The sequence below is a fragment of the Nostoc punctiforme PCC 73102 genome (assembly GCF_000020025.1).
GTDB lineage: Bacteria > Cyanobacteriota > Cyanobacteriia > Cyanobacteriales > Nostocaceae > Nostoc > Nostoc punctiforme.
The window spans coordinates 2,850,385-2,870,486 of the sequence record NC_010628.1 but is presented as its reverse complement, the minus strand read 5'-3'; the positions used below and the strand labels follow the sequence as shown (position 1 = coordinate 2,870,486).

Genomic DNA, 20,102 nt, shown 5'->3' with positions numbered 1-20,102 from the left:
AGAGAAAACATCAGAAGCCATCCTTCCCTTGGATGGTAGAAGAAAAGAATCTGTTCATTGCAAAGACTGGTAACGAAATAGTTACAGATGCAGGATGGGAGAAAATTTCATTTGAAGAAGCGCGAAAACTATTTAGTCCCGAAACATTTCAAGAATGGTACGAACTGTTCCTAGAAAATACAGATATCTCGGAAATACTTTCAGAATCTAATGTAGATATAGATTTAGATGATGAATCAGCAATAGATAACTTTTTACAAAGGAGCAACTGGACACCAAAACAAGTCAATTTAGTTGTAGCGAAGGCTATCTATAAAAGTCATGCCTGGGTGAGAGCATTGCTGATTTCTACACCTGATGTTGAAGAACCCTACTTTCAAAATTATGAAATGGAGGCAATTCGTTTAGGAGTCCAATTGCGGAAATACATCAAAGAAGATATTCCAGTAATTAATGACTGCAAAAATGCTGTCAGACATTTACATGGAAAATATGCCCTCATTGGCTGGCAACCAAGAAATTGTGTGACAGCAGCTCACAACCTAAAAATATCTCAAACAACTAAGGTTTACAATGAACTTCTCTGGGATGAAGATTGGGTAGATGAAGAAGACTGTTCAGGAGATTAACAGCTTTGATGATATCGTTGAAGTGACTTGGCTTTTGCTAGACAATGATTGCGTCTAGAAGCGATCGCAGCGCTGCAATTGGTAGAAGCTGGAAAAATTAACCTGGATGTCACCGACGAGTTTGTGAAGCCACTGATGTTCTTTCTTTTTGCGGTTGAGCAGGCATGGGTGAGGTTTGTTCAGCTTGGTTGGGTTCCATTAGACATCTCCTTTTGTGAATCATTGTGAGGTCTGATTGAGACTTGCAAGTGCAGCTGCGATTCGCCCAGATGCCTTTGGTCGTTTGTACATTTGTTCCATGTAGTCTACCAGCGTGGGAAAAGTGGCGAGTAGCTGAACTTCGTTCGCTCAATCAAGTGTGTAAGCAAGCACAAAATCAGCCACTGTGACGTGTTCACCCAGTACAAACTGCCGATCCAACAGATGGTTCTCTAAAACGACAGCCATACTGGTGAAGTCTTGCCGAGCGAGAGGTATTTCAGCAGGCAATCTCAACTCTTCTGGGTATATAAACGTGTGGCGAGCGATACGCCATAGCGGCTGTTCCAATTCGGTGGCAGTAAAGAGAAGCCAACGATAAAGCTGTGCTCGCAGAAGCAAGTCTGTGGGTACCAGGTTAGATTCTGGGTACTTCTCACCGAGGTACAAAGCAATGGCTACGGATTCAGTGATGATATGTTCGCCATCAATGAGTACAGGGAGCTTGCCAGTGGGATTGATGGTGAGAAAATCGGGTGTACGGTGTTCACCTGCCTGCATGTTGATGGAGATTGCTTCAAATTCCACCCCAAGTTCCTGAAGAACCCAGCGAACCCGAATTGATCGTGTGGGAGCAAATTCATAGAGTTTCATGAATCAACCTCAGTGATGTGCAAATATCTTTCATCTTGTTGTTGGTCAGTGGTCAGTGGCTATTTACAAAGGACAAAGGACGAATGACAGATGTTGGTATACGCTCAGATGGGAATGGCACGCTTGTTAATTGCAAAGCCCTGATATAACAAGATTTTGAGTGTGGGGAGTGTGGGGGGTAAAACTTCTTCCCCGTCCTCCCACACCTCCCACACCCTGCCAGCAAGGAGGTTTCAGCTTTTCAAGCGTGCCATTCGGCTCAGATGGTTTGTTCGCAGTTGATCATCCACGGTGTCCCAAACTGATCGGTCAACATGCCAAAGCGCGATGACCAGAACGTTTGCGCGATCGCCATCTTCACCTTGCCGTTTTCTGCCAGAGCGTGAAAAAGCCGTTCTGCCTCAGCGATTTGGGGAACGCTAATTTGTACGTAGAAACCTTGCGGTGTTTCAAAGTATCCTGGTGGGCAGTCAGATCCCATCAGGAGGCGATCGTCTAGTTCAAGGCAAGCGTGCATGATTTTGTCCTGCCATTCCGGTGAGACATTCTCGGCAGAAGGTGCTTCTTTGTGTGTCATCATCATAGTCATCTTGCCACCCAGACATTGTTCATAGAACTTGAACGCTGCCTCACAGTTGCCGTTGAACATCAGGTAAGAATTGAGTTTCATTGATTTCTCCTTTTGTAATCGATTCTGCGTCTTGATGAGCGGATCGTTCGCACATGAATATCATTTGTGCGGTTGCTGATGACGTTACTGTTGCTGCTGCGTTTCAAGTTGAGCGCGAATGCGGTCTTCCTGCTCCCTTAAGGCGGGTGTCAGGACTTCACCAAAATCCTCTGCCTCGAATACGGGACGAATCTCAATCTCGGAGTCTCCTGGCATAGGGTTAGGGCAGCGCTTTACCCAAGCAACTGCCTCGGACATTGAGTTCACCTGCCACAGCCAGTACCCTGCCACTAGCTCCTGCGCTGGAGTGAAAGGTCCCTGAGTGACGGTGCGATCGGTTCCTGAAAAGTGAACTCGCACCCCTTTTGAGCTAGGATGAAACCCCTCAGCGGCGAGCAAGATACCTGCCCTCGCTAATTCTTCGTTGTACTGCCCCATTTCAGTTAAAAGCTGTTCGCTCGGCATGACCCCAGTTTCGGAGTCTTGGGTTGCTTTGACAAAGACCATGACTTTCATTGTGAAATCTCCTGTTGAATGGTTTTGAGTTAGATTGCGAGGGGTTGAGTGTGCTGATTAGCGCAAAGCGCAACTTTGAAGGAACCGCTAATCAGCAGCGACACGCTTGAGTTCATCAATCTCGATCTTCTTCATTTGCAGCATGGTAGTGGTCACTTTTTGAGAGGTTGCCGCGTCGGGGTGGTTGAGTAACTCAATCAGAATGCGAGGAATAATTTGCCAGGAGACGCCGTATTTGTCTTTGAGCCAGCCGCATTGCTGTGCGGTTTCATCCCCACCGGCAGACAATTTTTGCCAGTAATCGTCCACATCCGCCTGGGTATCGCAAAAGATTTGGAAGGAAATCGCCTCGTTAAATTTGAAGGTCGGACCACCGTTGAGTGCTGTGAACGGCTGACCATCAAGTTCAAAGCTGACAGTCATGACGGCTCCGGCTGGTTTTCCTTTCATTTCCTGTCCAGCGTCTCCATATCGACTGACGTGGACAATTTTGGAATTGCGAAAAATCGACGTATAAAACTGAGCGGCGGCTTCGGCTTGATCGTCAAACCATAAACAGGGAGTGATTTTGGAATTGTTTTGCATGAGGGTTCTCCTTGAGTTCAAGCGGTTAAGGACGGTCAGGGCTGTGCTGGTAGTCCCGCAACTTCGATGACAGGACGGATTTCGACGGTGCCGACTTTTGCACCTGGGATGCGGGTGGCGATCGCAATGGCTTCATCCAAATCCTGAGCATTAACGAGGAAGAATCCACCCAATTGTTCGCGGGTTTCGGCAAATGGTCCATCGGTCACGAGTGATTTGCCATCACGGACTTGGACACTGGTTGCGGTTGCAACAGGATGGAGTGGAGCCGTCGCCAGAAATTGTCCTTGAGTATGCAAATCCTGGGCGAGTTGGGCAGATTCCCCATAGCAATGCTCCCGCTCGGTGTCGCTCATGGCGTTTTCGTCCATATAAATCAGCAGCAAATATTTCATTCGGTTGCCTCCTTTGTGATTAAGTCGAACGGGAATTGTCCAAATCGACACCTGAGTGCAAAAATTTTGTCTAGTACGATTGAACTTTATCTCTCTTTATCAGTCAGTCGAACGGCAATTGCTCAAATCGACACCTTGCCGAAAATTCTTTATGTCTTTTTGTCAAAGGTATGGCTTCAATCCCAAAAACAGATGTGGCTCAAGCAATTGCTGCCCTTTATCGAACTGAATGGGGGCGCATTGTCGCTATTCTGATTCGGCTGGTCGGAGATTTTGATGTAGCTGAAGAAGCTGCACAGGCAGCATTTACAGCGGCAGTGAATCAGTGGGAAAGCGACGGTATTCCCGATCGTCCCCGTGCCTGGATTATCCGAACTGCCCGGTACAAGGCGATCGATCGCCTCCGACGACGCACGAAACTGACCGAAAAACTAGAGTGGTATGCGGCATCTGGCTTAATTCCATCCACTGAAGAACCAACCTATGACAATACTTGTCGGTTAAGGGGAAAAGGAGAAGGGGAAAGAAAAAACCTTTAACCTTTACCCTTTAACCTTTTCCCCAAACCCAACTCCGAGTTAAAAATCCTTAACCGAGCAGTATTGCAACCTATGACAGTGATGAAATTGGAGATGATCGCCTGCGATTAATCTTTACCTGCTGTCACCCGGCACTGGCAACGGAAACTCAAGTAGCGTTGACCCTCCGAATGTTAGGTGGACTGGAAACCGACGAAATTGCCCGCGCCTTTCTTATACCGACTGCAACAATGGCACAGCGGTTAGTTCGTGCTAAACGCAAAATTCGAGACGCAGGCATTCCTTACAAAGTACCTGAGACGACTGATCTCGCTCCCCGGATAGAGGCATTCCTGACAGTCATCTATCTCATCTTCAACGAAGGCTATGCCGCAACCAAAGGAGATGCGATCGTGCGGGCTGACCTCTGCATCAAAGCGATTCGCTTGGGGCAACTGGTGCGGCAATTGCTGGCACCCCAACCCCCATCTGAAGTCACAGCACTGGTGGCGCTGATGTTATTGCACGATTCGCGGCGCAATGCGCGTCTAGATGAGGCAGGCGATTTGATTTTGCTAGAAGAAGATCGGGATCGCAGTCGTTGGAATCATCTACAGATTGCTGGGGCGTTACCTCTGGTAGAGGAAGCGTTGCTCTTTGGAACCGGAGTGTATGCCCTGCAAGCGGCGATCGCCACCCTCCATTGTCAGGCAACCCGCGCCGAAGAAACAGACTGGGCGCAGATCGTGCGGCTCTATGAGGTGTTGGAACGCTTGCAGCCCTCACCCATTGTGACCTTGAACCGAGCAGTGGCGATCGCAATAGCAGACAGTCCTCAAGCCGCATTTGGACTGATTGATAGCCTTGCTCCAGAACTGGACAGCTATCATCTCTTTCATGCCACCCGTGCAGATTTATTCCGGCGTGTTGGAGCATTAGAGGAAGCGACCCAGAGCTATACACGGGCACTAGAATTAGTGACAAATGACAGTGAGCGTCGTTTTCTGGAACGTCGGTTGCGCGAAGTTCAACCTAACATTCAGTCCGGCTAAGGGTTTACAACAGTTTAAATTGGGCAAGCAATGTGAAAGCTGTTTATGTTTCGCCTGTCTTAGTTCTGTTTCGGCTCATAATTCAAAACAACAACACCGCATTCAAAGGATGTTGATTTTACAGCACGAGAAATAAAAGAACCAGCACTTTCACTTCGAGTTCGCCAAATTGTTTCTACAAAAGACGAGTCAGATGGTCTTTCCTCAAAGATAAAGATCATGCTTCTGCCTCTTGGGTGCCAGGTTTAGATTAAAGCGCCAGGCATCCATGATGCCGTTGAAAAAGAAATGAAAAATCTTCTAACAGGGTGAACTTGTAACTTAACAAAAGGCAAAAGAAGACAAGTCGGCTTAGTACTTTAGCTAAAACAAAAAGAAGCCTCTCACCTACCCGAAGGGAGATGACGAGATGAATTTTTGGGTGATGACGAGTTGACCCATAACCAAATCAATCCTGCGGATTGACAGGGCAGGGGGTCGAGGAGGAATCGCCATTTTTGATTAAGAGTGAATCTATAAAATCTTCTATTACATGAGTCATGGTTTTATCGTTTTGAGCAGAATACAGACGTAGTTTGTTTAATCTACGCTCTGATACCCTTAAATTTAATGCTTTGTTTTTCATAAACGCCTACACAGTATCTTTACGTTTATGTTATTCTATTTGTAGGTCGAAAAACAAGGGACAAAGATGAGAATTTCATACCAATATAAAATTAAACCCACAAAAGAGCAGTCAGAGAAAATTGATAAAACGCTTGAGATGCTGAGGTATCAGTATAACTATCTGCTTGCTCAAAGGTTCGATTGGTATGAGATGAACCGATGTCCTATTGATAGATGCCCATTAATTTGTCACCTACCAGAGTTAAAAGAGCAACCCAATTACTACAACCAAAAAACATCATTAACCCAACTCAAAAAAGACCGTCCTTGGTACAAAAATATCCATTCTCAAGTACTACAGGAAGTTCCCAAGAAGGTTGAATTAGCTTTTGATAGATGGTTGAAAGGTGACGCTAACGGCAAAAAATCTGGTAGACCTAGATTTAAAGGGAAAGGGCAATATAAAACATTTACATATTCCCAATTTAAGGGTCATCATTTTGTCAACAACAGAATAACGCTCTCAAAGATTGGGGATATCAAGGTGATTGTTCATCGCCCAATAGCTGACGGGTTTGATATCAAAACTGTATCTGTAACCAAAAAGTCAGATGGCTATTATGTAACTTTAAGTCTTGATGACAAAACAGTACCAACAATTAAACCTGATTTTAGCCCTGATAATATTGTCGGGATTGATGTTGGTTTGATTGATTTCTATGTAGCTTCTGACGGGTCTAGAGTCAAAGCGCCTAAATATCTACGCAAATCTGAACGTAAATTAAAGTCAGCACAGCGTAAAGTATCAAGGCGTAAAAAAGGTTCCAACAGACGCAAGAAAGCTATTCAGAGATTGGGTAAACAGCACAAAAAAGTCGCTGATACTCGCAAAGATTTTCACTTCAAAAGTGCTAAATCACTACTAGATAAGTATGATGTCGTCGCAGTTGAAAAGTTGAACATCAAAGGACTTGCTAAAACATGGCTGGCTAAAAGTATCAATGATTCAGGGTGGGGACAGTTCATCTCAATACTTTCAAACAAAGCCGAAAATGCTGGTTTAAAAGTAATAGCTGTCAACCCAAACAGTACAAGTCAAGAATGTTCTAGTTGTGGTCACAAAGTTAAAAAGCCGCTATCTCAAAGAATGCACAATTGTCCTGTATGTCATGCAAACTTGTGCAGAGATTTGAATGCTTCTTTAAACATAAAGGCGCGTGGGACACACGCCCTCAAAGCTCAATTAATGTCTTCATAGAAGAGTCGTTGAGAAGCCCACACTCACCCTGAAAGGGGAGTGTGTGGAGTATGTCACTACTGTTATAATCCAATCGTTTCATCAAGTTGTGTTAGGGTGCAGCAAATCACCGATCGGCTCTCTAGCACATCCACATCAACTGATAAAGGATTCCGATATGGATAACAATCCCAGCATTCTCTCGCACGTTTCGATTGGTACTAATGATTTTGAACGAGCGATCGCCTTCTATGATGCTGTGTTGCCAACATTGGGCTGTAAGCGATTTATGGAGCATCCGGGGGCGATCGCCTATGGCAAACAGTATCCCGAATTTTGGGTGGGAACTCCCTTCGACGGGCAACCTGCAACGGTTGGCAATGGAACTCACATTGGTTTTATTGCTCCTACAAAAGAAGCAGTCCACGCCTTCTATGAGGCAGCATTAGCGGCAGGAGGCAAAGACGACGGTGCCCCCGGTGGCAGACCCGACTATAGTGAGCCGTATTACGGCTGCTTTGTGCGCGATCCAGATGGACACAAAATAGAAGCCGCCTTCTCTTATGAGCAGCTTGAGTAGCAACTCAACCAGAACAATGGTTGACCAGAGAATGACTCATTTTTAGAGGCAAGATAACACTATGGAATTCCATCGAGGTCGCCTGATTGACCATGTTCATCTACGGGTTGCTGATGTTGCTGCCAGCAAACGGCGGTTTGCTTAAGTAATCAACGATAACAAATGTACTCCCGGCTCCTGCTCATCGCCCCACTAATTCTGTTAAAATCGCGTCTTCCAGCACGTAAATTTTGAGGCAGTGCCATGTGTGCAAAGGAATTTGGGCAATCTCAACCTACTAAAATCGATAAACTTATTGAATCTGCGGTGCGTTATTGAAGCGAACGCGAGTAGCGTCTCGTAGAGACGAAAAAAGAGCGATGCCTCCGGCGGGCGGGTACGCCATCGCACCTACAAATGATTAACTGTGATGCATAAGTTGTTAGATTATTTCAGTTAAATATATATATTCAATAACCAACACAGAATCACCTATGAAACTCGCTAACCCGCTCAATTTGGCAAATCTTGTTGGTTCTATTTTACTATCTAGAATCGCTAACAATAAAACAGCTACTTCTAACAAGAGTGAAACATCAATTACTTTACCCAGTAATCCCATAAATATCAATTACCTGCAACCCTTTGATACTGCTGTTATTGCTTATCACATGATGGGTATTAGCAACTTTGAATAAAGCATAGTTTCAGTACAGCCTTTGAAAAGCTACTTTACCTCTCCAACCTTGGAGGGGTTTTTAATTGGTGCATTAATTCTTAAAATCAACATTATATTACTCCAGAAGATAGAGACATATTAGAAAAGTTAAAGCACACTAGTAAGAGCAACTTTAACTATTCAGTAATGGTGTGGCAATGTGGCTAAAATATGGTGTAAATGAAGAAGGTATCTTGATATGTATTGAAGATATTAATAGGGGGAAGACTTCACTTCAGTGTCCTTACTGTAATAGCAGTCTAACTGCTAAAAAAGGCAAGGTGAAAGAGCATCATTTTGCTCATAATGAAGAAACCTGCCGCCCCATAGCTAACCGAGAATTCCCTACTCTCCCACTCTATGACAATTTCAATGTTCAATTATCTGGCAAGGATTTGGCACAGTTAAAGCTGCTTTGGCAGGAGTACGGAGCCAAAAATTACCCTATTAGTTCTTACTTAATTACTTCTGGTTTACTCAAAGCAGGAGTGTTAAGAAAAAACCTATACTTAACCCCACCTGAATATTAATTTAGTGATTTGGGTAAAATTCCCGTTGGAGCGCTAGAGTTTGTGCGGTTCAATGATGTACAGGAGCCACTATTACTTAAAAAACTGCTGAAACTTGAGCTAGCTTTTAAACACGCCGAATACAAAAATGCTCCAGATTTAGCATATCGATTTACTGATTTGAAGCTGTATCGCGCTCAACTTCAACGTATTCTATCCTCTAGTCTGTATTTTTTAGAGATTGAAACTAATATTGGAATTATCTACAAAATAGGAGTAACCACTAGACCCGTTCTCAAGCGAGTAGCAGAAGTAAAAATTGATTTACTTGCTCATTATTCGAGTGTTGCTATTAGAGTATTAGGAACTTGGGAGCATAGAGGTAATGTTGAACTGTATTTCAAACACCGCTATCAGGGCTTTAATTATCCCATCGGAAGTTTAACTGAGTACTATAAATTTAATGCTGAGGATACCGAAATGGTACTGCGTGACCTACAACAAATGCAACCAAAAATACTATCTCAAGATGAAAAAAATATTCTTGAAGAGAATTCTAGCTGGGAGCAAATTGCTGTGTAGTATTCTCATAATCCCGTAGCAAAATCTAATTAATTACCAAATAAAAATAATTATTTTATTGCTATACCTCTAAATACTTTACTACTGATGATAAGGCGACTGCCGACTCTTGATACAGCAGTATTTACCGAGGAGCGATGGCGTAACCGCCCAGCGTAGCTGATCGCAGTGGTCAGGTGCATTACTTAAGACTATGCACTCATAGATTCAGAAGCCAGCAAACCCGACATCTCCAATACTCGCTGTGACCAAGTAGACGCAACAGATGCAATATCTGTAATTTCCATTGATTTGTCCCAAACATTAATCCAGTTTTGTAATAAGTCTTGGAGTTGATTTAATTCAACATTATTAATTTCACTTTTTTGTTGTATTAAAGACACGTACAACAAACTTTCTGACAACAATATTGGAACTAATTCACGAATTACACTCTTTTGTGACCAAGAGTTAAGGCGTGCCAAACTAGCTGCCAATTCTCCTAATTGTTGCGCGTGGGATTGACGTAAAAAACTCGCTTCAATTGCACTCCAGTTAGGCATTACAATCCTCCTAGCAATTTCTTTCAACCATTCAATTTCTTTCTTGAGTATAGTTAGCTGTTGACTACAAGCGTTGTAGTTTAAGGTTTTTCCCTCACTTGCATATAACTCTTTCTTCAGCCCCCAAAAGTGGTTGTACACATATCTGGCACAACCAATTGTCTTATTGATTAAGACTTCTTGATTGTGTGTGAGGATGAGAGTAAATTTAATGCTTTTTGGATGTGTGGCAATTTATTGAATTTGCTGAATACCTTTCAATTTTAACACAAAGTCATACTTAATATAGAGTGCCTAACTCATGACTGGAAGTCACGAGTGTGCGGTTTGAAGACATCAATTGAATTTAGCCCCAAGTAGCAATCAACAGGATCATTCCATAGATTAATGAATCACGCCAAACAATTGAAAACTGATGAATAAATTCAGGAAAGTTCGCTTATATCCCCCGAATTTAGCAAAGCGCATTCGGGGCCTTTACGCATCACCCATCGTAAAGCTATTTGCTTCGATAAAGGATAAAAATGATAAAGGCTGACTCATATTAGCAGCAAAGCCCAGAATTCCTGGATCTCGATGAGAGTAAAGTAACTGGCCTTTACTATCAAACAAAAAAGTTCCACCACGCTGAGTTAAGTAGGCAGAATTTGGTACATAAGTGTGCCAATTGCTCAGAACTTCCACCATATTACGTAGCCGTAGAGTTGCTAATTCAAAGGGACGTTGAAAACCATTTCCGCCAGCTAATCGGAAAAACGAGCCTTTAAAAGCAGGTAGAGGAGTACCTTGAATCATTTCATCATCATCAATGAGTTGAGGGGCTTGACGACTGTATCCCCGAAAAACTTCTCTTAGCGTTCCTGGACTTCCAAACCCTGCACACATTAACATTAGATTTAGCCAAGCTTGATGAGACACAGAAAGTCCAGGTAGAGAAAGATTCAGACCTGAATAAAGTTTAAGTTGGTGATGTAATTCTGCATTGGGTTCAACAAATAAATTTTCGGGTGGAAATCCTGTATATTGACAGAATCTTGTTCCAGAGGTGCGTGAGCCAATTCCCACTGTACGAATAGCGAGTTTTTCAGGAGGCAATTTTTTAGCTTTGCGCTGTAACCACCATGCATATTCAAGACTATCAAAATCCCCAAGTTGTGGCCAGACTAAAATCAGGATATGTGAGGCAGTCTCGCAATTTTCTAGTAGGGGTCGGGTCATGCCATCACTAACACACTGAAGTTCAGTCTGATTAAGGATATTGTAGGGATTCATTAAAAATGATTAACTGCTATTGAGCTATCCAATTTTAATTTACAAGAAGTAAGTTGATCAATATAAATTTGTGTATGAGAGCCAAATGTTAAAAGAACTTCACCTCCAACAAGTTGGTCCTGCTGCCCATTTTGATGTCGCATTTGCTGATAGGCTCAATATATTTACGGGTGATAATGGTTTAGGTAAAAGTTTTTTACTCGATATTGCATGGTGGGTGATGACTACAAATTGGGCGGAGCAACCAGCGTACCCACAGCGAGTCAAAGGTGAAAATCCACAAATTACAGCCGTAGTTAGCAATAAAAAAAATATAAGAGAGTATCAGAGCCAGTTTGATTTTTCTGAACAGCAATGGCGTAATTTACAAATGCCGCCTTTATTAAAAGAAGTAGTTATTTATGTGCGTGTTGATGGTAGTTTTTCTATTTTTGACCCTGCTCGCCAACGCGATATTGCTTATAATTTTAATCCAAATACACTTTGGAATGGATTAAAGTCAAAAGATAAAGTTATTTGTAATGGTCTAATTCAAGATTGGGTTACATGGCAGAATCAACCCAATAAATATCCATTTGAACTCTTTTCTAATGTTATTAAAAAACTTGCACCTCACCCTTCCGAATGGATAGAAGTGGGAGAAACAACACGAGTTTCTATTGAAGACGTGCGCGATATTCCTACAGTTAATCTACCTTACGGTAACGTTCCTGTTACTCAAACCTCAGCCGGAATGAAGCGTATTTTGGGACTAGCTTATTTACTAGTGTGGACTTGGTACGAACATAAAAAAGCTTCCGAACTGCGGCAACAAAAGCCAGTAAATCAGATAGTTTTACTAATTGATGAAATTGAATCTCATTTGCATCCTCGTTGGCAGAGGGTGATTTTACCAGCTATTTTATCTGTGGTGACAGAATTACAACCCAGGATGAAGATACAGGCTTTAGTAACTACTCATTCTCCACTTATTCTTGCTTCTTTAGAGCCAAATTTTCATGAGCAAGAAGATAAACTATTTTTATTTAAATTACAAGATAGCGAGGTTAGCCTTGACGAAGTACCTTGGTCAAAACAAGGGGACATAGTTGGATGGTTAACCTCAGACATTTTTGGACTCAAACAAGCCCGTTCCAAAGAAGCAGAAATCGCAATTGAAGCAGCAGAGGCTTGGATGCGTGATGATGATATGAATACGTTTCCAGAAAATCTGAGAATATCAACACAAATTCATCAGGAACTTCAAAGAGTTTTACCAGGACATGACCCATTTTGGCCCCGTTGGATAGTTACAACGGAGAAAAGAAATTCTGGGTTATCAGGGGTATAACACAGATGATAAGTAAGAATTCAGGAGTCAGAATTCAGGAGTCAGAATTTAGGAGCCAGAATAAATGAGACAACCAGCCAAGACATTCCAAGATTTGATAGTTTGGCAAAAAGCACACCAGTTTGTTTTATTGGTATATCAATTTACTAGTCAGTTCCCTAAATCGTAAATATATGGACTTACTTCCCAATTTAGACGAGCAGCAATCTCTATTGCAGCAAATATAGCTGAGGGTTTTAAGAAAAAGGGAGCAACAGACAAAGTACGGTTTATGAACATTGCACAAGGTTCTTTAGAAGAATGTCGCTACTATCTAATTCTTTCAAAAGACCTTGACTATGGTGACACTTCAGGATTAATGCTTCAACTTGAGGAAGTTAGTAGGCTACTAACAAGCTATGCTAATTCCATTCTGAATTCTGACTCCTGACTCCTGAATTCTTGCGATGATGCCATTTAATCCTCCTCCAGAACCGCCTGATTTTGATAAAAAAGTGCGACAACCAGGAAATGCTTGGTTGGCAAAAAACCGAGATCCCAAAAAAGGAACCAGAGATTATTGGTCGCCTTTCAAAAGTTATTTAGCTGATGGATTTAATAATCTTTGTGGTTATAGCGTTATGTATGAACCAGTTGGTACAGTAGATCATTATCGCAGCCGTGAAAATTATCGCGATTTAGCTTACGAATGGAGCAATTTACGCTTTGCTTCTGCTTGGATAAATAGTAGTAAAGGTACGCTTGATGATCAGGTACTTGACCCTTTTGATTTGGGAGAAGATTGGTTTGAAATTTTGCTTCCTTCCCTACAATTAGTATTAACAGATAAAGTTCCTCCGCAACAACGTCAAAAGGCGGAATTTACTTTGGAACGGTTGCGGTTACGGGATGATGAAAGAGTCTTGCGCCAGCGTCAACAGTGGTATCAACTTTATTTGGATGGGGATTTGACTTTACAAGGATTAGAAAAAAAAGCTCCTTTGATAGCGAGCGCGGTAAAGAAACAGCAGCAGGCTATTTCTCAATAAAAATAAGCTTTGCAATCATCAGATTGTGAAGGCACTTGAGCCACTCTCCGCACTATAAGTGGGGAGAATCGGGCAGAGGTCAAATTAGCTTTTCGCCCTTATTGGCTATCTGGCTAATAGATTTGTCCTCGACAGAGATCCGCTCTGAGGGTGAATAACTGGGTTATCTGCCTCGATTTTTGCGTTTAGTTTGAGTTTTCCCCAAACCAGTTGATTGTTTACCCATCGAATTCCTTGCTTGTTGGTTTTACCTTCTATACTTCTGAATCTGGAAGATACTTTAAAACGTACCTTCTTGGATTTACCTAGCAAAATTTGTTCGCTTGCATTAAATGCTCTTGTCACTAATTTATGGACTGCTTGAGCATCTATTTTCTCGGCTATCCATTTTGAATTTTTAGCTATTTGTGCAGCGTAAGTGTGTAAATCATAACACGATACGGCAAGATAGTTCGATCAACTTGTCACAGACTATTAAGGCGCAGATCGCGTTATATATTTCTGTTAGAGCAGTTTCTTACCAAAAGAGGTATTGTTCTATTTTTTTAACTCATATATACAAACGTGCTTGCATTCTCAACAGGCAGTATGTAACTTGGCAAGTGTGCAGTTTATTTGGAGATAGGTTGAAATGTAGGTGTATTTGAGTTGAGCTATACCTGTACTAAACTGGCATAATGTGTAAATTATTTTCTAATTTACAAACAGTTTAGTAATGTGCTAGTTTAATTCATTTTCAATTGATGTTGTCTTTCACTTGGAATTGAGTTTGATGATATGTGAAAACGTTATCTACACCCAAAAAACACTTGCCGAAAGATACGGGATTTCAATCTCCGCTTTACAAAAGTGGTATCCCTATGCTGGTATAGTAAAACCGCGAAAGCGGGGAGGATATTTTGATGCAGCAACAGTTGAGATTGCTGATGTTTTCTACGTTGCTACCAAAATTCGGCGGTTGACGTATAAGGAATATTTACAGCAAGTAATTCCTGCTGGTGGCTTAGATGCTTATTTACAAAAAGTCAATGGCTTAACTCTTTATAACTTTTTGACTAAGCATATATCTAATGAAGAAAAAAACAACCCAATTGTGCAAGCAGTAATTAGGAGAATTGAGCGCAATGAAGCATATCAACAAAGTGGCAGAGACTTTGCAGGTGTCGCCTGATGTAGTACGTACCTGCTGTCGGTTGTTAGATTTAGCTTTGCAGTCAAATGATACACTTGACGAAACTGTTGAGCAGCAATTAGTTCAACTTAAAGAGACAGCCTCTCGTGAAGGCAGGGCTATTTCATTCTAAAAAGCTGCTTGAGTGTGTCTAGTCCAAAAGAACATAAACGTTGAGCTTGTGCCATATTTTCAAACATATTACTGCGATATAAATTAAGTGAAAAATTGCGAGCAAGCGCAAAAATTTGAGGAAGAGGAGTAGTGCGAATTCTAGATTTATCTTCGCCTTGAGTAACGTCTCGAACATAGTGGACTTTATTCTCAACACCCCAATATCCTCTGATACGTTCAGCAAAGGCTTGCACCGTTTCGCTTAAAGATGAAATATAATAACGGGTTTCATTAGTTACTTCAATCACATTGTGTGAAAACCTGACGCTCTGATTTGACTTTAATCAAAGTGGTAAGTCCAGGCCAAGGACGAATACCATCGAGATTTTTACAAATACTGACATGACGCTTTTCGATTCGACCATGCCCTTTATTTATCTGCTCATAAGCCAATTCTGGCGTGAAATTTGTTTTGACATCTTTGAATAAGTTAAGCTGATTGCCTTTTAAGGCGGCAATATAATCATTCCCACTATTTATAATCAACTCACAAGTTTTTTTGAGTATTAATAGCATCAAAAGCAAAGATAACCCCATTGAGAGCCAGTTTGGAAATCAACTCAGGTAAAGCAATAATATCATTAGTTTTGGCATCAACTTGAAATGGCTCTAAAATTAAGCCTCGCTCAACAATATAAGAACTAACTAACATCATCGCTGGATGCGAATCCGAGTTAGGGTTATCATTTTCAATCTGATATGAACCCTTGAGGACTTTACCATCTAACCCAACAGTTTCTCCAGTATTTGGTTGTACATTAAAGAATTTGCTCAGACATACGGAATAATCTTCGTAATCTACGTGTAATAAGGCACGACGTACAGTGCTATAAGATGGTAGTCTATTTTTTGGCGGTTGAAAAAGTTCAATCCACGGCTCACGGTAGCTTGAAATCCAGTCTCCAATTGCTAAAAATCCTTTGTTCCCTGCTGCGATGCCTACGGCGGGCTGCGCCTACGCCAATGTGAAAAGTGCCAAAGATAATGGTAGATTATGTCTCTGTCCGGCGCGGCGACGGGGGTCTTTTAGACCTGCAAAAGCTTTGATAATTTCGATTTCAGACACGGTAATAGATGCTTGAAGTAGAACTGGCGCTGCACCTTACCATATCGCGTCTACATTTACAATGAAATAGCCCTGGATTAGTACCAACAATTAAGGTGTAACCCTTTTCGGTAAGAGGATTAATCCTGCGATATTCTCCTGCCCAATCGCTGTGTTCTCCGAACAAACAAAGACGGCCTGGAACAAAAATTCTCATTTGAAGTTTCCTGTTGTTAATCGGGGTAATATGCTATCCCGATTAACTTGAATAAACAACATGCCATCTAATTACTCTAATAGCCCCTAATATCAGCAAGGCTTTTGCTAATCTTGAGAGAATCTTTTGTTGCTGAGATGGACTACGCCTCGCCTAGCGATGTCTACTTTAAGGGGCTGTGACGCTCAGGCAAGACTTGCTAAGGCTGGGCTATCGGTGTTGCTCATTTCCTTATATCCCCAGATTTTCTTACTCCGCACCCTATCCCAGCAAGCATATCATGTTGGTCGCAAGGGCATCCGCGACTTTGGGCGGATGTCGTCTTTTATAATATTGTTTTATTTTAGGACTTACGCATTGACAGAATGACAAAATAGTGGATTGATAAGTATGGGTCGTCTACTCTCCAGGTATCAGACAATAAGAGAAATTACTAAACCATCCACAGCACAATGCAATCTAGACCTCTACACCTTATTTTTGCTGTCAGAGCCGAAGTTTGGGGGGTGCAGTAGGTTAGCAGAGATATTGGGAGATGTTTCACATGATAGCGTGAATCGGTTTTTATTAAGAGAGAGATACGAACCGAAAGATTTATTCAAAATAATAGAGAGAATCATCAACTTGGTAGGAGGGATATTAAGTGTAGACGATACAGTGATAGAAAAGATTTACAGTGACCCTAAAAGTGCAGAATTAGTCAGTTATTTTTGGTCGGGAAAATCCCATAAAACTATCATTGGTTGAAATTTAATTAGTTTATATTACAGTGAGATAAATGGTAATTCAGTACCAATTAATTACAGAATATATGGCAAAAAGGAGGGAAAAACAAAAAACGATTATTTTAGAGAAATGGTAAGTGAAGTAATCAACTGGGGAGTCAAGCCAAGAATGGTAACAGGAGATAGTTGGTATTCAGGAATAGAAAACCTAAAATTTCTAAGAAACCAGAAACTGGGTTTTTTATTCGGAATTGAAAAAAATAGAACTGTCTCAATTGAGCCACATAAGTATTGCCAGGTAAGCACTTTGGTGATTCCAGAATCAGGATTAAGAACTCATTTGAAAGAATTTGGATTTATAAAGTTGTTTAGGAAAGACTTTAAGAAAGAAGACTTTAGACACTATATTTTATATCTGACCGATGAGGAAAGAATTCAAGAGATAACCGAAGTGAATTTATCACAATTCATGATACCCATTGTGGCATTGAAACCTTTCACAGAGCCATCAAACAAGTATGTGTAATTTGTCGATTCATGGTTAGAGATACCTATGCAATCAAGACTCACATATTTTGCTCACTTCAGGCTTTTGTTAGATTAGAGTTTATGCGCTCTGAAAAAATAATTAGCAATTGGTATGAAGTACAACGGAATCTGTTCACTTTAGTTGTACGTGAGCATATTTTTGCTAACCTTAGCAGTGATATCGTTATCTAGAGTTCATAGATGATATTTTTTTTCAATGCGTAAGTCCTATATTTAATGTTGTAGCTCTTAATCTAAATAAATTGTGGCACACATGAGCGAAATACTTCTTGTAGTAGATATGCAAAACGGGTTTATGTCGGAGAAATGCAGACATATTATTCCTAGTGTCATTAAATTAATTGAGCGTTTTTTAGCGACTGGTAAACTCGTTGAATTCACAAGATTTATCAATACTACTGACAGCAATTATGTCAAACTAATTCAGTGGTCAAGGTTGATAAATGAACCCGAAACTAGCATTATTGATGAACTTCAACCATATATAAATAATATTTTTGATAAACATTATTACTCTGCGTTTACAGAAAATTTTTCGGCTTTTATTTTTCTTAATCAAATCAGCAAAATATATCTTTGTGGAGTTGAAACTGATAGCTGTCTTTTTAAGACAGCAATTGACTCTTTTGAGCGTGGTATTGAACCAGTTATTATCGAGGATGCTTGCTTTAGTGACGGTGGTCAGCAAGCACATGATGCGGGTATTTTTTTGCTGAAACGTAATATAGGAAAAAACCAAATTCAGATGACTGATGATATTCTTGAGAAGATGTTATAAGCTGTTCCACATCTAATTTGCATTTTGAGGATGGATCTCCCTAAGTTCTAGGTTGTGTTTGTTCTTGCTCGCAATCCATTCATATAGTTACCGAATCGGTTTTCTTGGCAAACTTTGCTAAACTTGCCACATAAACTGGATCGCTTCAATAGAGCTTTTTCGTCATAAATATGCTGTTCGGGTCATCTTTACGAATTTGCAATCGGCTCATTTCCTTAATTTGCTAAGTAATTTTACTCTATGAGCATTGATTTTCTTAAAGGCTATTTTAAAATGCCCAAAATGCAACAGCGATCGCAGCTTCTCCTTTTAAGGAATAGGGCTAATCTCGTATTTAATAATCTTTTCCGAGAAACTTGTTAAAATTGCGGCTTCGTAGGGCTGTAGTCTATTGGCAGCAATCAAGCGTTTAATTAGAGAGAATGAAAAATAAAAGCCGTCCCAGAAGGACGGGGCTTCATACCCATTTTTTCGGTGAGGCGATGCTGCAACATTTGATAAATCAACAATATTATTTCGCATTAAAGCTTTTCTCGGTACTGGGCTGCGGGCTAATAGCCGGAGTCTTCTTCGGCTTCTCAACCTTCGTAATGAGCGCCCTTGCTCGGCTGAAACCACCGCAAGGCATTGCTGCTATGCAATCCATCAATATCACGGTAATCAATCCATTTTTTATGACAGCGTTTTTGGGAACGGCTGTGGCTTGTATCTTTCTTTTAATCTCCTCGCTATTAAAGTGGCATCAACCCGGTGCCGCCTACTTGCTTCTCGGCAGCTTGCTCTACCTTGTTGGTACATTAGGCGTGACAATAGTTTTCAATGTGCCGCTCAACGAAGCCCTGGCGAAAGTCGAGCCGGACAGCACTGAAGGGGCGAGCCTATGGTCTAGCTACCTGACCAACTGGACAATCTGGAATCACATTCGGACGGTAGCGGCGCTAGCAGCAGCAGCATCGCTCACCATCGCGCTTTGTTTGGGTTCAAGAATTGTAGGGGGACTCGATAATACGGTTAGGTAACTCCGCTACTAATGGGTAAGTAGATCGGCGAAATTAAAGCTAACTGGCTAAGGCTGTCATTTGTCCTACCCTGCGGGTACTCCTTCGGAGAACTCGAAGAGTAGCCGCAGAAGCGTCTATGTCATTGGTCATTAGTAAAGGTTTTAAGCTTATTTACGTTTCGTAACATACTTAGTTTTTTTGTGAATAATTCAATTATTTGCTCAACCATTCCTGCCATTGTTGAGCAGCCTTGTCACGTTCTGCTTTTTGGCCTGCGGGATCATAACTTCCCAAACTCTGCCACAACTGATTCCAGTCTTGCCCTTGGGGTAGCTTACTCACTACAGCCTTAACAATCAAAAAAGCTCGCTCACGAGTGAGATCGTTTGGTGCTTGCAAAAGAGGAATTACCAAAGGTAAAACTTCTTTTCCACCCCGCATTAAAGGATACATCGAAGCTGTGTAGGGATTGTGCAGGATGTCAGGGTAATCATCAAGGGTAGCGACCAAAGCGGATAATGACCGTTTATCTCCTAATTGGTGTAGGGCAGTGGCAGCACGGGCACGCACTTCTGGATTAGTATCATGAGTGGCTTGGAACAAAGCATCGGCACTAGCGGGATCGGCAATTTCGCTCAGTCCCTCGGCTGCAAGCCGACGGGTACGGGGGTTGGGGTTAGTCAAAGCTTCCAACAAAACCGGGGTAGCTTTTTTGCCTAAACGGATCAATTCACCCAGTGCTAAAGCGCTAGTGTCTTGATCTGTGGAGTAGAGACGTGCTTTGATCTGCTCCATAGGTATCGCGGTAGCGTCTTGATTATTCATATACAAATTTCCTCCAA

At 41.6% G+C, this 20,102-nt stretch carries 27 protein-coding genes and 3 pseudogenes; 17 read left to right on the top strand and 13 right to left on the bottom strand.

Features of this window, described 5'->3' with window-relative positions; all coding sequences use genetic code 11:
* The first annotated feature begins 32 nt into the window (after nt 1–32).
* The gene (locus NPUN_RS11705; protein WP_167315610.1) at nt 33–629 is read left to right on the top strand and encodes a hypothetical protein; all 597 of its coding nucleotides are present in this window, start codon (nt 33–35) and stop codon (nt 627–629) included.
* 348 nt (nt 630–977) lie between these two features.
* Here the strand turns inward: NPUN_RS11705 and NPUN_RS11700 are convergent, their stop codons facing one another.
* The 5 genes from NPUN_RS11700 to NPUN_RS11680 all read right to left on the bottom strand — a co-directional run bounded on the left by NPUN_RS11700 (nt 978) and on the right by NPUN_RS11680 (nt 3,608).
* A complete protein-coding gene (locus tag NPUN_RS11700) occupies nt 978–1,481 on the bottom strand; it encodes a glutathione S-transferase family protein (protein WP_012408903.1) in 504 nt (167 codons plus the stop codon).
* A 259-nt stretch (nt 1,482–1,740) separates the two neighbouring features.
* Nucleotides 1,741–2,130 carry a VOC family protein gene (locus NPUN_RS11695; protein WP_234711126.1) on the bottom strand — a complete coding sequence of 130 codons (390 nt, stop codon included), beginning with the start codon at nt 2,128–2,130 and terminating at the stop codon, nt 1,741–1,743.
* A 105-nt stretch (nt 2,131–2,235) separates the two neighbouring features.
* The gene (locus tag NPUN_RS11690; protein WP_012408901.1) at nt 2,236–2,667 is read right to left on the bottom strand and encodes a YciI family protein; all 432 of its coding nucleotides are present in this window, start codon (nt 2,665–2,667) and stop codon (nt 2,236–2,238) included.
* An 87-nt stretch (nt 2,668–2,754) separates the two neighbouring features.
* Nucleotides 2,755–3,252, bottom strand: a complete 498-nt coding sequence (locus NPUN_RS11685; RefSeq protein WP_012408900.1) for a VOC family protein — start codon at nt 3,250–3,252, stop codon at nt 2,755–2,757.
* A gap of 35 nt (nt 3,253–3,287) precedes the next feature.
* Nucleotides 3,288–3,608, bottom strand: a complete 321-nt coding sequence (locus NPUN_RS11680; RefSeq protein ID WP_234017357.1) for a YciI family protein — start codon at nt 3,606–3,608, stop codon at nt 3,288–3,290.
* 209 nt (nt 3,609–3,817) lie between these two features.
* Between NPUN_RS11680 and NPUN_RS11675 the strand changes: the two genes are divergently transcribed.
* Nucleotides 3,818–4,186 (top strand): sigma factor, encoded by a 369-nt coding sequence (locus NPUN_RS11675; protein WP_041565341.1) that lies wholly within the window; start codon nt 3,818–3,820, stop codon nt 4,184–4,186.
* 158 nt (nt 4,187–4,344) lie between these two features.
* Nucleotides 4,345–5,217 carry an RNA polymerase sigma factor gene (locus tag NPUN_RS11670; RefSeq protein ID WP_234711091.1) on the top strand — a complete coding sequence of 291 codons (873 nt, stop codon included), beginning with the start codon at nt 4,345–4,347 and terminating at the stop codon, nt 5,215–5,217.
* Between the two features lie 59 nt (nt 5,218–5,276).
* Here the strand turns inward: NPUN_RS11670 and NPUN_RS41755 are convergent, their stop codons facing one another.
* The gene (locus NPUN_RS41755) at nt 5,277–5,438 is read right to left on the bottom strand and encodes a hypothetical protein (RefSeq protein ID WP_167315609.1); all 162 of its coding nucleotides are present in this window, start codon (nt 5,436–5,438) and stop codon (nt 5,277–5,279) included.
* 470 nt (nt 5,439–5,908) lie between these two features.
* On the opposite strand from NPUN_RS41755, the gene NPUN_RS11665 reads away from it, so the two are divergent.
* The 5 genes from NPUN_RS11665 to NPUN_RS43210 all read left to right on the top strand — a co-directional run bounded on the left by NPUN_RS11665 (nt 5,909) and on the right by NPUN_RS43210 (nt 9,428).
* The gene (locus NPUN_RS11665; protein WP_012408898.1) at nt 5,909–7,081 is read left to right on the top strand and encodes an RNA-guided endonuclease InsQ/TnpB family protein; all 1,173 of its coding nucleotides are present in this window, start codon (nt 5,909–5,911) and stop codon (nt 7,079–7,081) included.
* Between the two features lie 157 nt (nt 7,082–7,238).
* Nucleotides 7,239–7,640: a VOC family protein gene (locus tag NPUN_RS11660; protein ID WP_012408897.1), complete on the top strand. Its 402-nt coding sequence runs from the start codon at nt 7,239–7,241 to the stop codon at nt 7,638–7,640.
* A gap of 473 nt (nt 7,641–8,113) precedes the next feature.
* Entirely contained in the window at nt 8,114–8,317 is a 204-nt protein-coding gene (locus NPUN_RS40665; RefSeq protein WP_148220301.1) for a hypothetical protein, read from the top strand.
* A 178-nt stretch (nt 8,318–8,495) separates the two neighbouring features.
* Nucleotides 8,496–8,867, top strand: coding sequence for a competence protein CoiA family protein (locus NPUN_RS43215; RefSeq protein WP_336884950.1), 372 nt, complete (start codon nt 8,496–8,498; stop codon nt 8,865–8,867).
* Nucleotides 8,868–8,876: 9 nt separating this feature from the next.
* On the top strand, nt 8,877–9,428 hold the full coding sequence (locus NPUN_RS43210) for a GIY-YIG nuclease family protein (protein WP_234711089.1): 552 nt from the start codon (nt 8,877–8,879) through the stop codon (nt 9,426–9,428).
* Between the two features lie 191 nt (nt 9,429–9,619).
* Here the strand turns inward: NPUN_RS43210 and NPUN_RS11645 are convergent, their stop codons facing one another.
* The gene (locus NPUN_RS11645; protein ID WP_083782386.1) at nt 9,620–10,111 is read right to left on the bottom strand and encodes a hypothetical protein; all 492 of its coding nucleotides are present in this window, start codon (nt 10,109–10,111) and stop codon (nt 9,620–9,622) included.
* Nucleotides 10,112–10,447: 336 nt separating this feature from the next.
* Complete coding sequence (locus NPUN_RS11640; RefSeq protein WP_012408896.1) at nt 10,448–11,242, bottom strand: peroxiredoxin-like family protein; 795 nt, start codon at nt 11,240–11,242, stop codon at nt 10,448–10,450.
* Nucleotides 11,243–11,327: 85 nt separating this feature from the next.
* Here NPUN_RS11640 and NPUN_RS11635 point away from each other — a divergent pair, with 85 nt between their 5' ends.
* From NPUN_RS11635 to NPUN_RS40660, 5 genes and pseudogenes are all read left to right on the top strand, one after another.
* Complete coding sequence (locus tag NPUN_RS11635) at nt 11,328–12,572, top strand: AAA family ATPase (protein ID WP_012408895.1); 1,245 nt, start codon at nt 11,328–11,330, stop codon at nt 12,570–12,572.
* A 64-nt stretch (nt 12,573–12,636) separates the two neighbouring features.
* Nucleotides 12,637–13,002, top strand: a pseudogene (locus tag NPUN_RS38910) (four helix bundle protein).
* A 16-nt stretch (nt 13,003–13,018) separates the two neighbouring features.
* Complete coding sequence (locus NPUN_RS11630) at nt 13,019–13,600, top strand: HNH endonuclease family protein (RefSeq protein ID WP_012408894.1); 582 nt, start codon at nt 13,019–13,021, stop codon at nt 13,598–13,600.
* A gap of 772 nt (nt 13,601–14,372) precedes the next feature.
* Complete coding sequence (locus NPUN_RS11620) at nt 14,373–14,771, top strand: hypothetical protein (RefSeq protein WP_012408893.1); 399 nt, start codon at nt 14,373–14,375, stop codon at nt 14,769–14,771.
* On the top strand, nt 14,761–14,904 hold the full coding sequence (locus NPUN_RS40660) for a hypothetical protein (RefSeq protein WP_167315541.1): 144 nt from the start codon (nt 14,761–14,763) through the stop codon (nt 14,902–14,904). The genes NPUN_RS11620 and NPUN_RS40660 overlap by 11 nt, the downstream gene beginning before the upstream one ends.
* Here NPUN_RS40660 and NPUN_RS38905 read toward each other — a convergent pair.
* From NPUN_RS38905 to NPUN_RS38895, 4 genes and pseudogenes are all read right to left on the bottom strand, one after another.
* Entirely contained in the window at nt 14,891–15,193 is a 303-nt protein-coding gene (locus NPUN_RS38905; protein WP_083782385.1) for a hypothetical protein, read from the bottom strand. The two genes, NPUN_RS40660 and NPUN_RS38905, sit on opposite strands and share 14 nt — an antisense overlap.
* Nucleotides 15,186–15,431, bottom strand: coding sequence for a hypothetical protein (locus tag NPUN_RS38900; protein ID WP_148220279.1), 246 nt, complete (start codon nt 15,429–15,431; stop codon nt 15,186–15,188). The genes NPUN_RS38905 and NPUN_RS38900 overlap by 8 nt, the downstream gene beginning before the upstream one ends.
* A 1-nt stretch (nt 15,432) precedes the next feature.
* Nucleotides 15,433–15,840 (bottom strand): hypothetical protein, encoded by a 408-nt coding sequence (locus tag NPUN_RS11610; RefSeq protein WP_234711120.1) that lies wholly within the window; start codon nt 15,838–15,840, stop codon nt 15,433–15,435.
* Nucleotides 15,841–16,075: 235 nt separating this feature from the next.
* Nucleotides 16,076–16,207, bottom strand: a pseudogene (locus tag NPUN_RS38895) (GHMP kinase); the annotation flags it as partial.
* A 126-nt stretch (nt 16,208–16,333) separates the two neighbouring features.
* Between NPUN_RS38895 and NPUN_RS40650 the strand changes: the two are divergent.
* The 4 genes and pseudogenes from NPUN_RS40650 to NPUN_RS11595 all read left to right on the top strand — a co-directional run bounded on the left by NPUN_RS40650 (nt 16,334) and on the right by NPUN_RS11595 (nt 19,278).
* Nucleotides 16,334–16,576 (top strand): hypothetical protein, encoded by a 243-nt coding sequence (locus NPUN_RS40650; RefSeq protein ID WP_148220299.1) that lies wholly within the window; start codon nt 16,334–16,336, stop codon nt 16,574–16,576.
* 51 nt (nt 16,577–16,627) lie between these two features.
* A pseudogene (locus NPUN_RS11605) lies at nt 16,628–17,652 on the top strand (IS701 family transposase).
* A gap of 82 nt (nt 17,653–17,734) precedes the next feature.
* On the top strand, nt 17,735–18,259 hold the full coding sequence (locus tag NPUN_RS11600) for a cysteine hydrolase family protein (RefSeq protein ID WP_012408892.1): 525 nt from the start codon (nt 17,735–17,737) through the stop codon (nt 18,257–18,259).
* 422 nt (nt 18,260–18,681) lie between these two features.
* Nucleotides 18,682–19,278 (top strand): anthrone oxygenase family protein, encoded by a 597-nt coding sequence (locus NPUN_RS11595; protein WP_234711088.1) that lies wholly within the window; start codon nt 18,682–18,684, stop codon nt 19,276–19,278.
* A gap of 195 nt (nt 19,279–19,473) precedes the next feature.
* Here the strand turns inward: NPUN_RS11595 and NPUN_RS11590 are convergent, their stop codons facing one another.
* Entirely contained in the window at nt 19,474–20,085 is a 612-nt protein-coding gene (locus NPUN_RS11590; RefSeq protein WP_012408890.1) for a HEAT repeat domain-containing protein, read from the bottom strand.
* Between the last annotated feature and the right edge of the window lie 17 nt (nt 20,086–20,102).

Coding starts and splice junctions, on each gene's coding strand:
- NPUN_RS11705 (WP_167315610.1), top strand. CDS start 33: ATGGTAGAAGAAAAGAATCTGTTCATTGCAAAGACTGGTAACGAAATA.
- NPUN_RS11700 (WP_012408903.1), bottom strand. CDS start 1,481: ATGAAACTCTATGAATTTGCTCCCACACGATCAATTCGGGTTCGCTGG.
- NPUN_RS11695 (WP_234711126.1), bottom strand. CDS start 2,130: ATGTTCAACGGCAACTGTGAGGCAGCGTTCAAGTTCTATGAACAATGT.
- NPUN_RS11690 (WP_012408901.1), bottom strand. CDS start 2,667: ATGAAAGTCATGGTCTTTGTCAAAGCAACCCAAGACTCCGAAACTGGG.
- NPUN_RS11685 (WP_012408900.1), bottom strand. CDS start 3,252: ATGCAAAACAATTCCAAAATCACTCCCTGTTTATGGTTTGACGATCAA.
- NPUN_RS11680 (WP_234017357.1), bottom strand. CDS start 3,608: ATGAGCGACACCGAGCGGGAGCATTGCTATGGGGAATCTGCCCAACTC.
- NPUN_RS11675 (WP_041565341.1), top strand. CDS start 3,818: ATGGCTTCAATCCCAAAAACAGATGTGGCTCAAGCAATTGCTGCCCTT.
- NPUN_RS41755 (WP_167315609.1), bottom strand. CDS start 5,438: ATGATCTTTATCTTTGAGGAAAGACCATCTGACTCGTCTTTTGTAGAA.
- NPUN_RS11665 (WP_012408898.1), top strand. CDS start 5,909: ATGAGAATTTCATACCAATATAAAATTAAACCCACAAAAGAGCAGTCA.
- NPUN_RS11660 (WP_012408897.1), top strand. CDS start 7,239: ATGGATAACAATCCCAGCATTCTCTCGCACGTTTCGATTGGTACTAAT.
- NPUN_RS40665 (WP_148220301.1), top strand. CDS start 8,114: ATGAAACTCGCTAACCCGCTCAATTTGGCAAATCTTGTTGGTTCTATT.
- NPUN_RS43215 (WP_336884950.1), top strand. CDS start 8,496: ATGTGGCTAAAATATGGTGTAAATGAAGAAGGTATCTTGATATGTATT.
- NPUN_RS11640 (WP_012408896.1), bottom strand. CDS start 11,242: ATGAATCCCTACAATATCCTTAATCAGACTGAACTTCAGTGTGTTAGT.
- NPUN_RS11635 (WP_012408895.1), top strand. CDS start 11,328: ATGTTAAAAGAACTTCACCTCCAACAAGTTGGTCCTGCTGCCCATTTT.
- NPUN_RS11630 (WP_012408894.1), top strand. CDS start 13,019: ATGATGCCATTTAATCCTCCTCCAGAACCGCCTGATTTTGATAAAAAA.
- NPUN_RS11620 (WP_012408893.1), top strand. CDS start 14,373: ATGATATGTGAAAACGTTATCTACACCCAAAAAACACTTGCCGAAAGA.
- NPUN_RS11600 (WP_012408892.1), top strand. CDS start 17,735: ATGAGCGAAATACTTCTTGTAGTAGATATGCAAAACGGGTTTATGTCG.
- NPUN_RS11595 (WP_234711088.1), top strand. CDS start 18,682: ATGAAAAATAAAAGCCGTCCCAGAAGGACGGGGCTTCATACCCATTTT.
- NPUN_RS11590 (WP_012408890.1), bottom strand. CDS start 20,085: ATGAATAATCAAGACGCTACCGCGATACCTATGGAGCAGATCAAAGCA.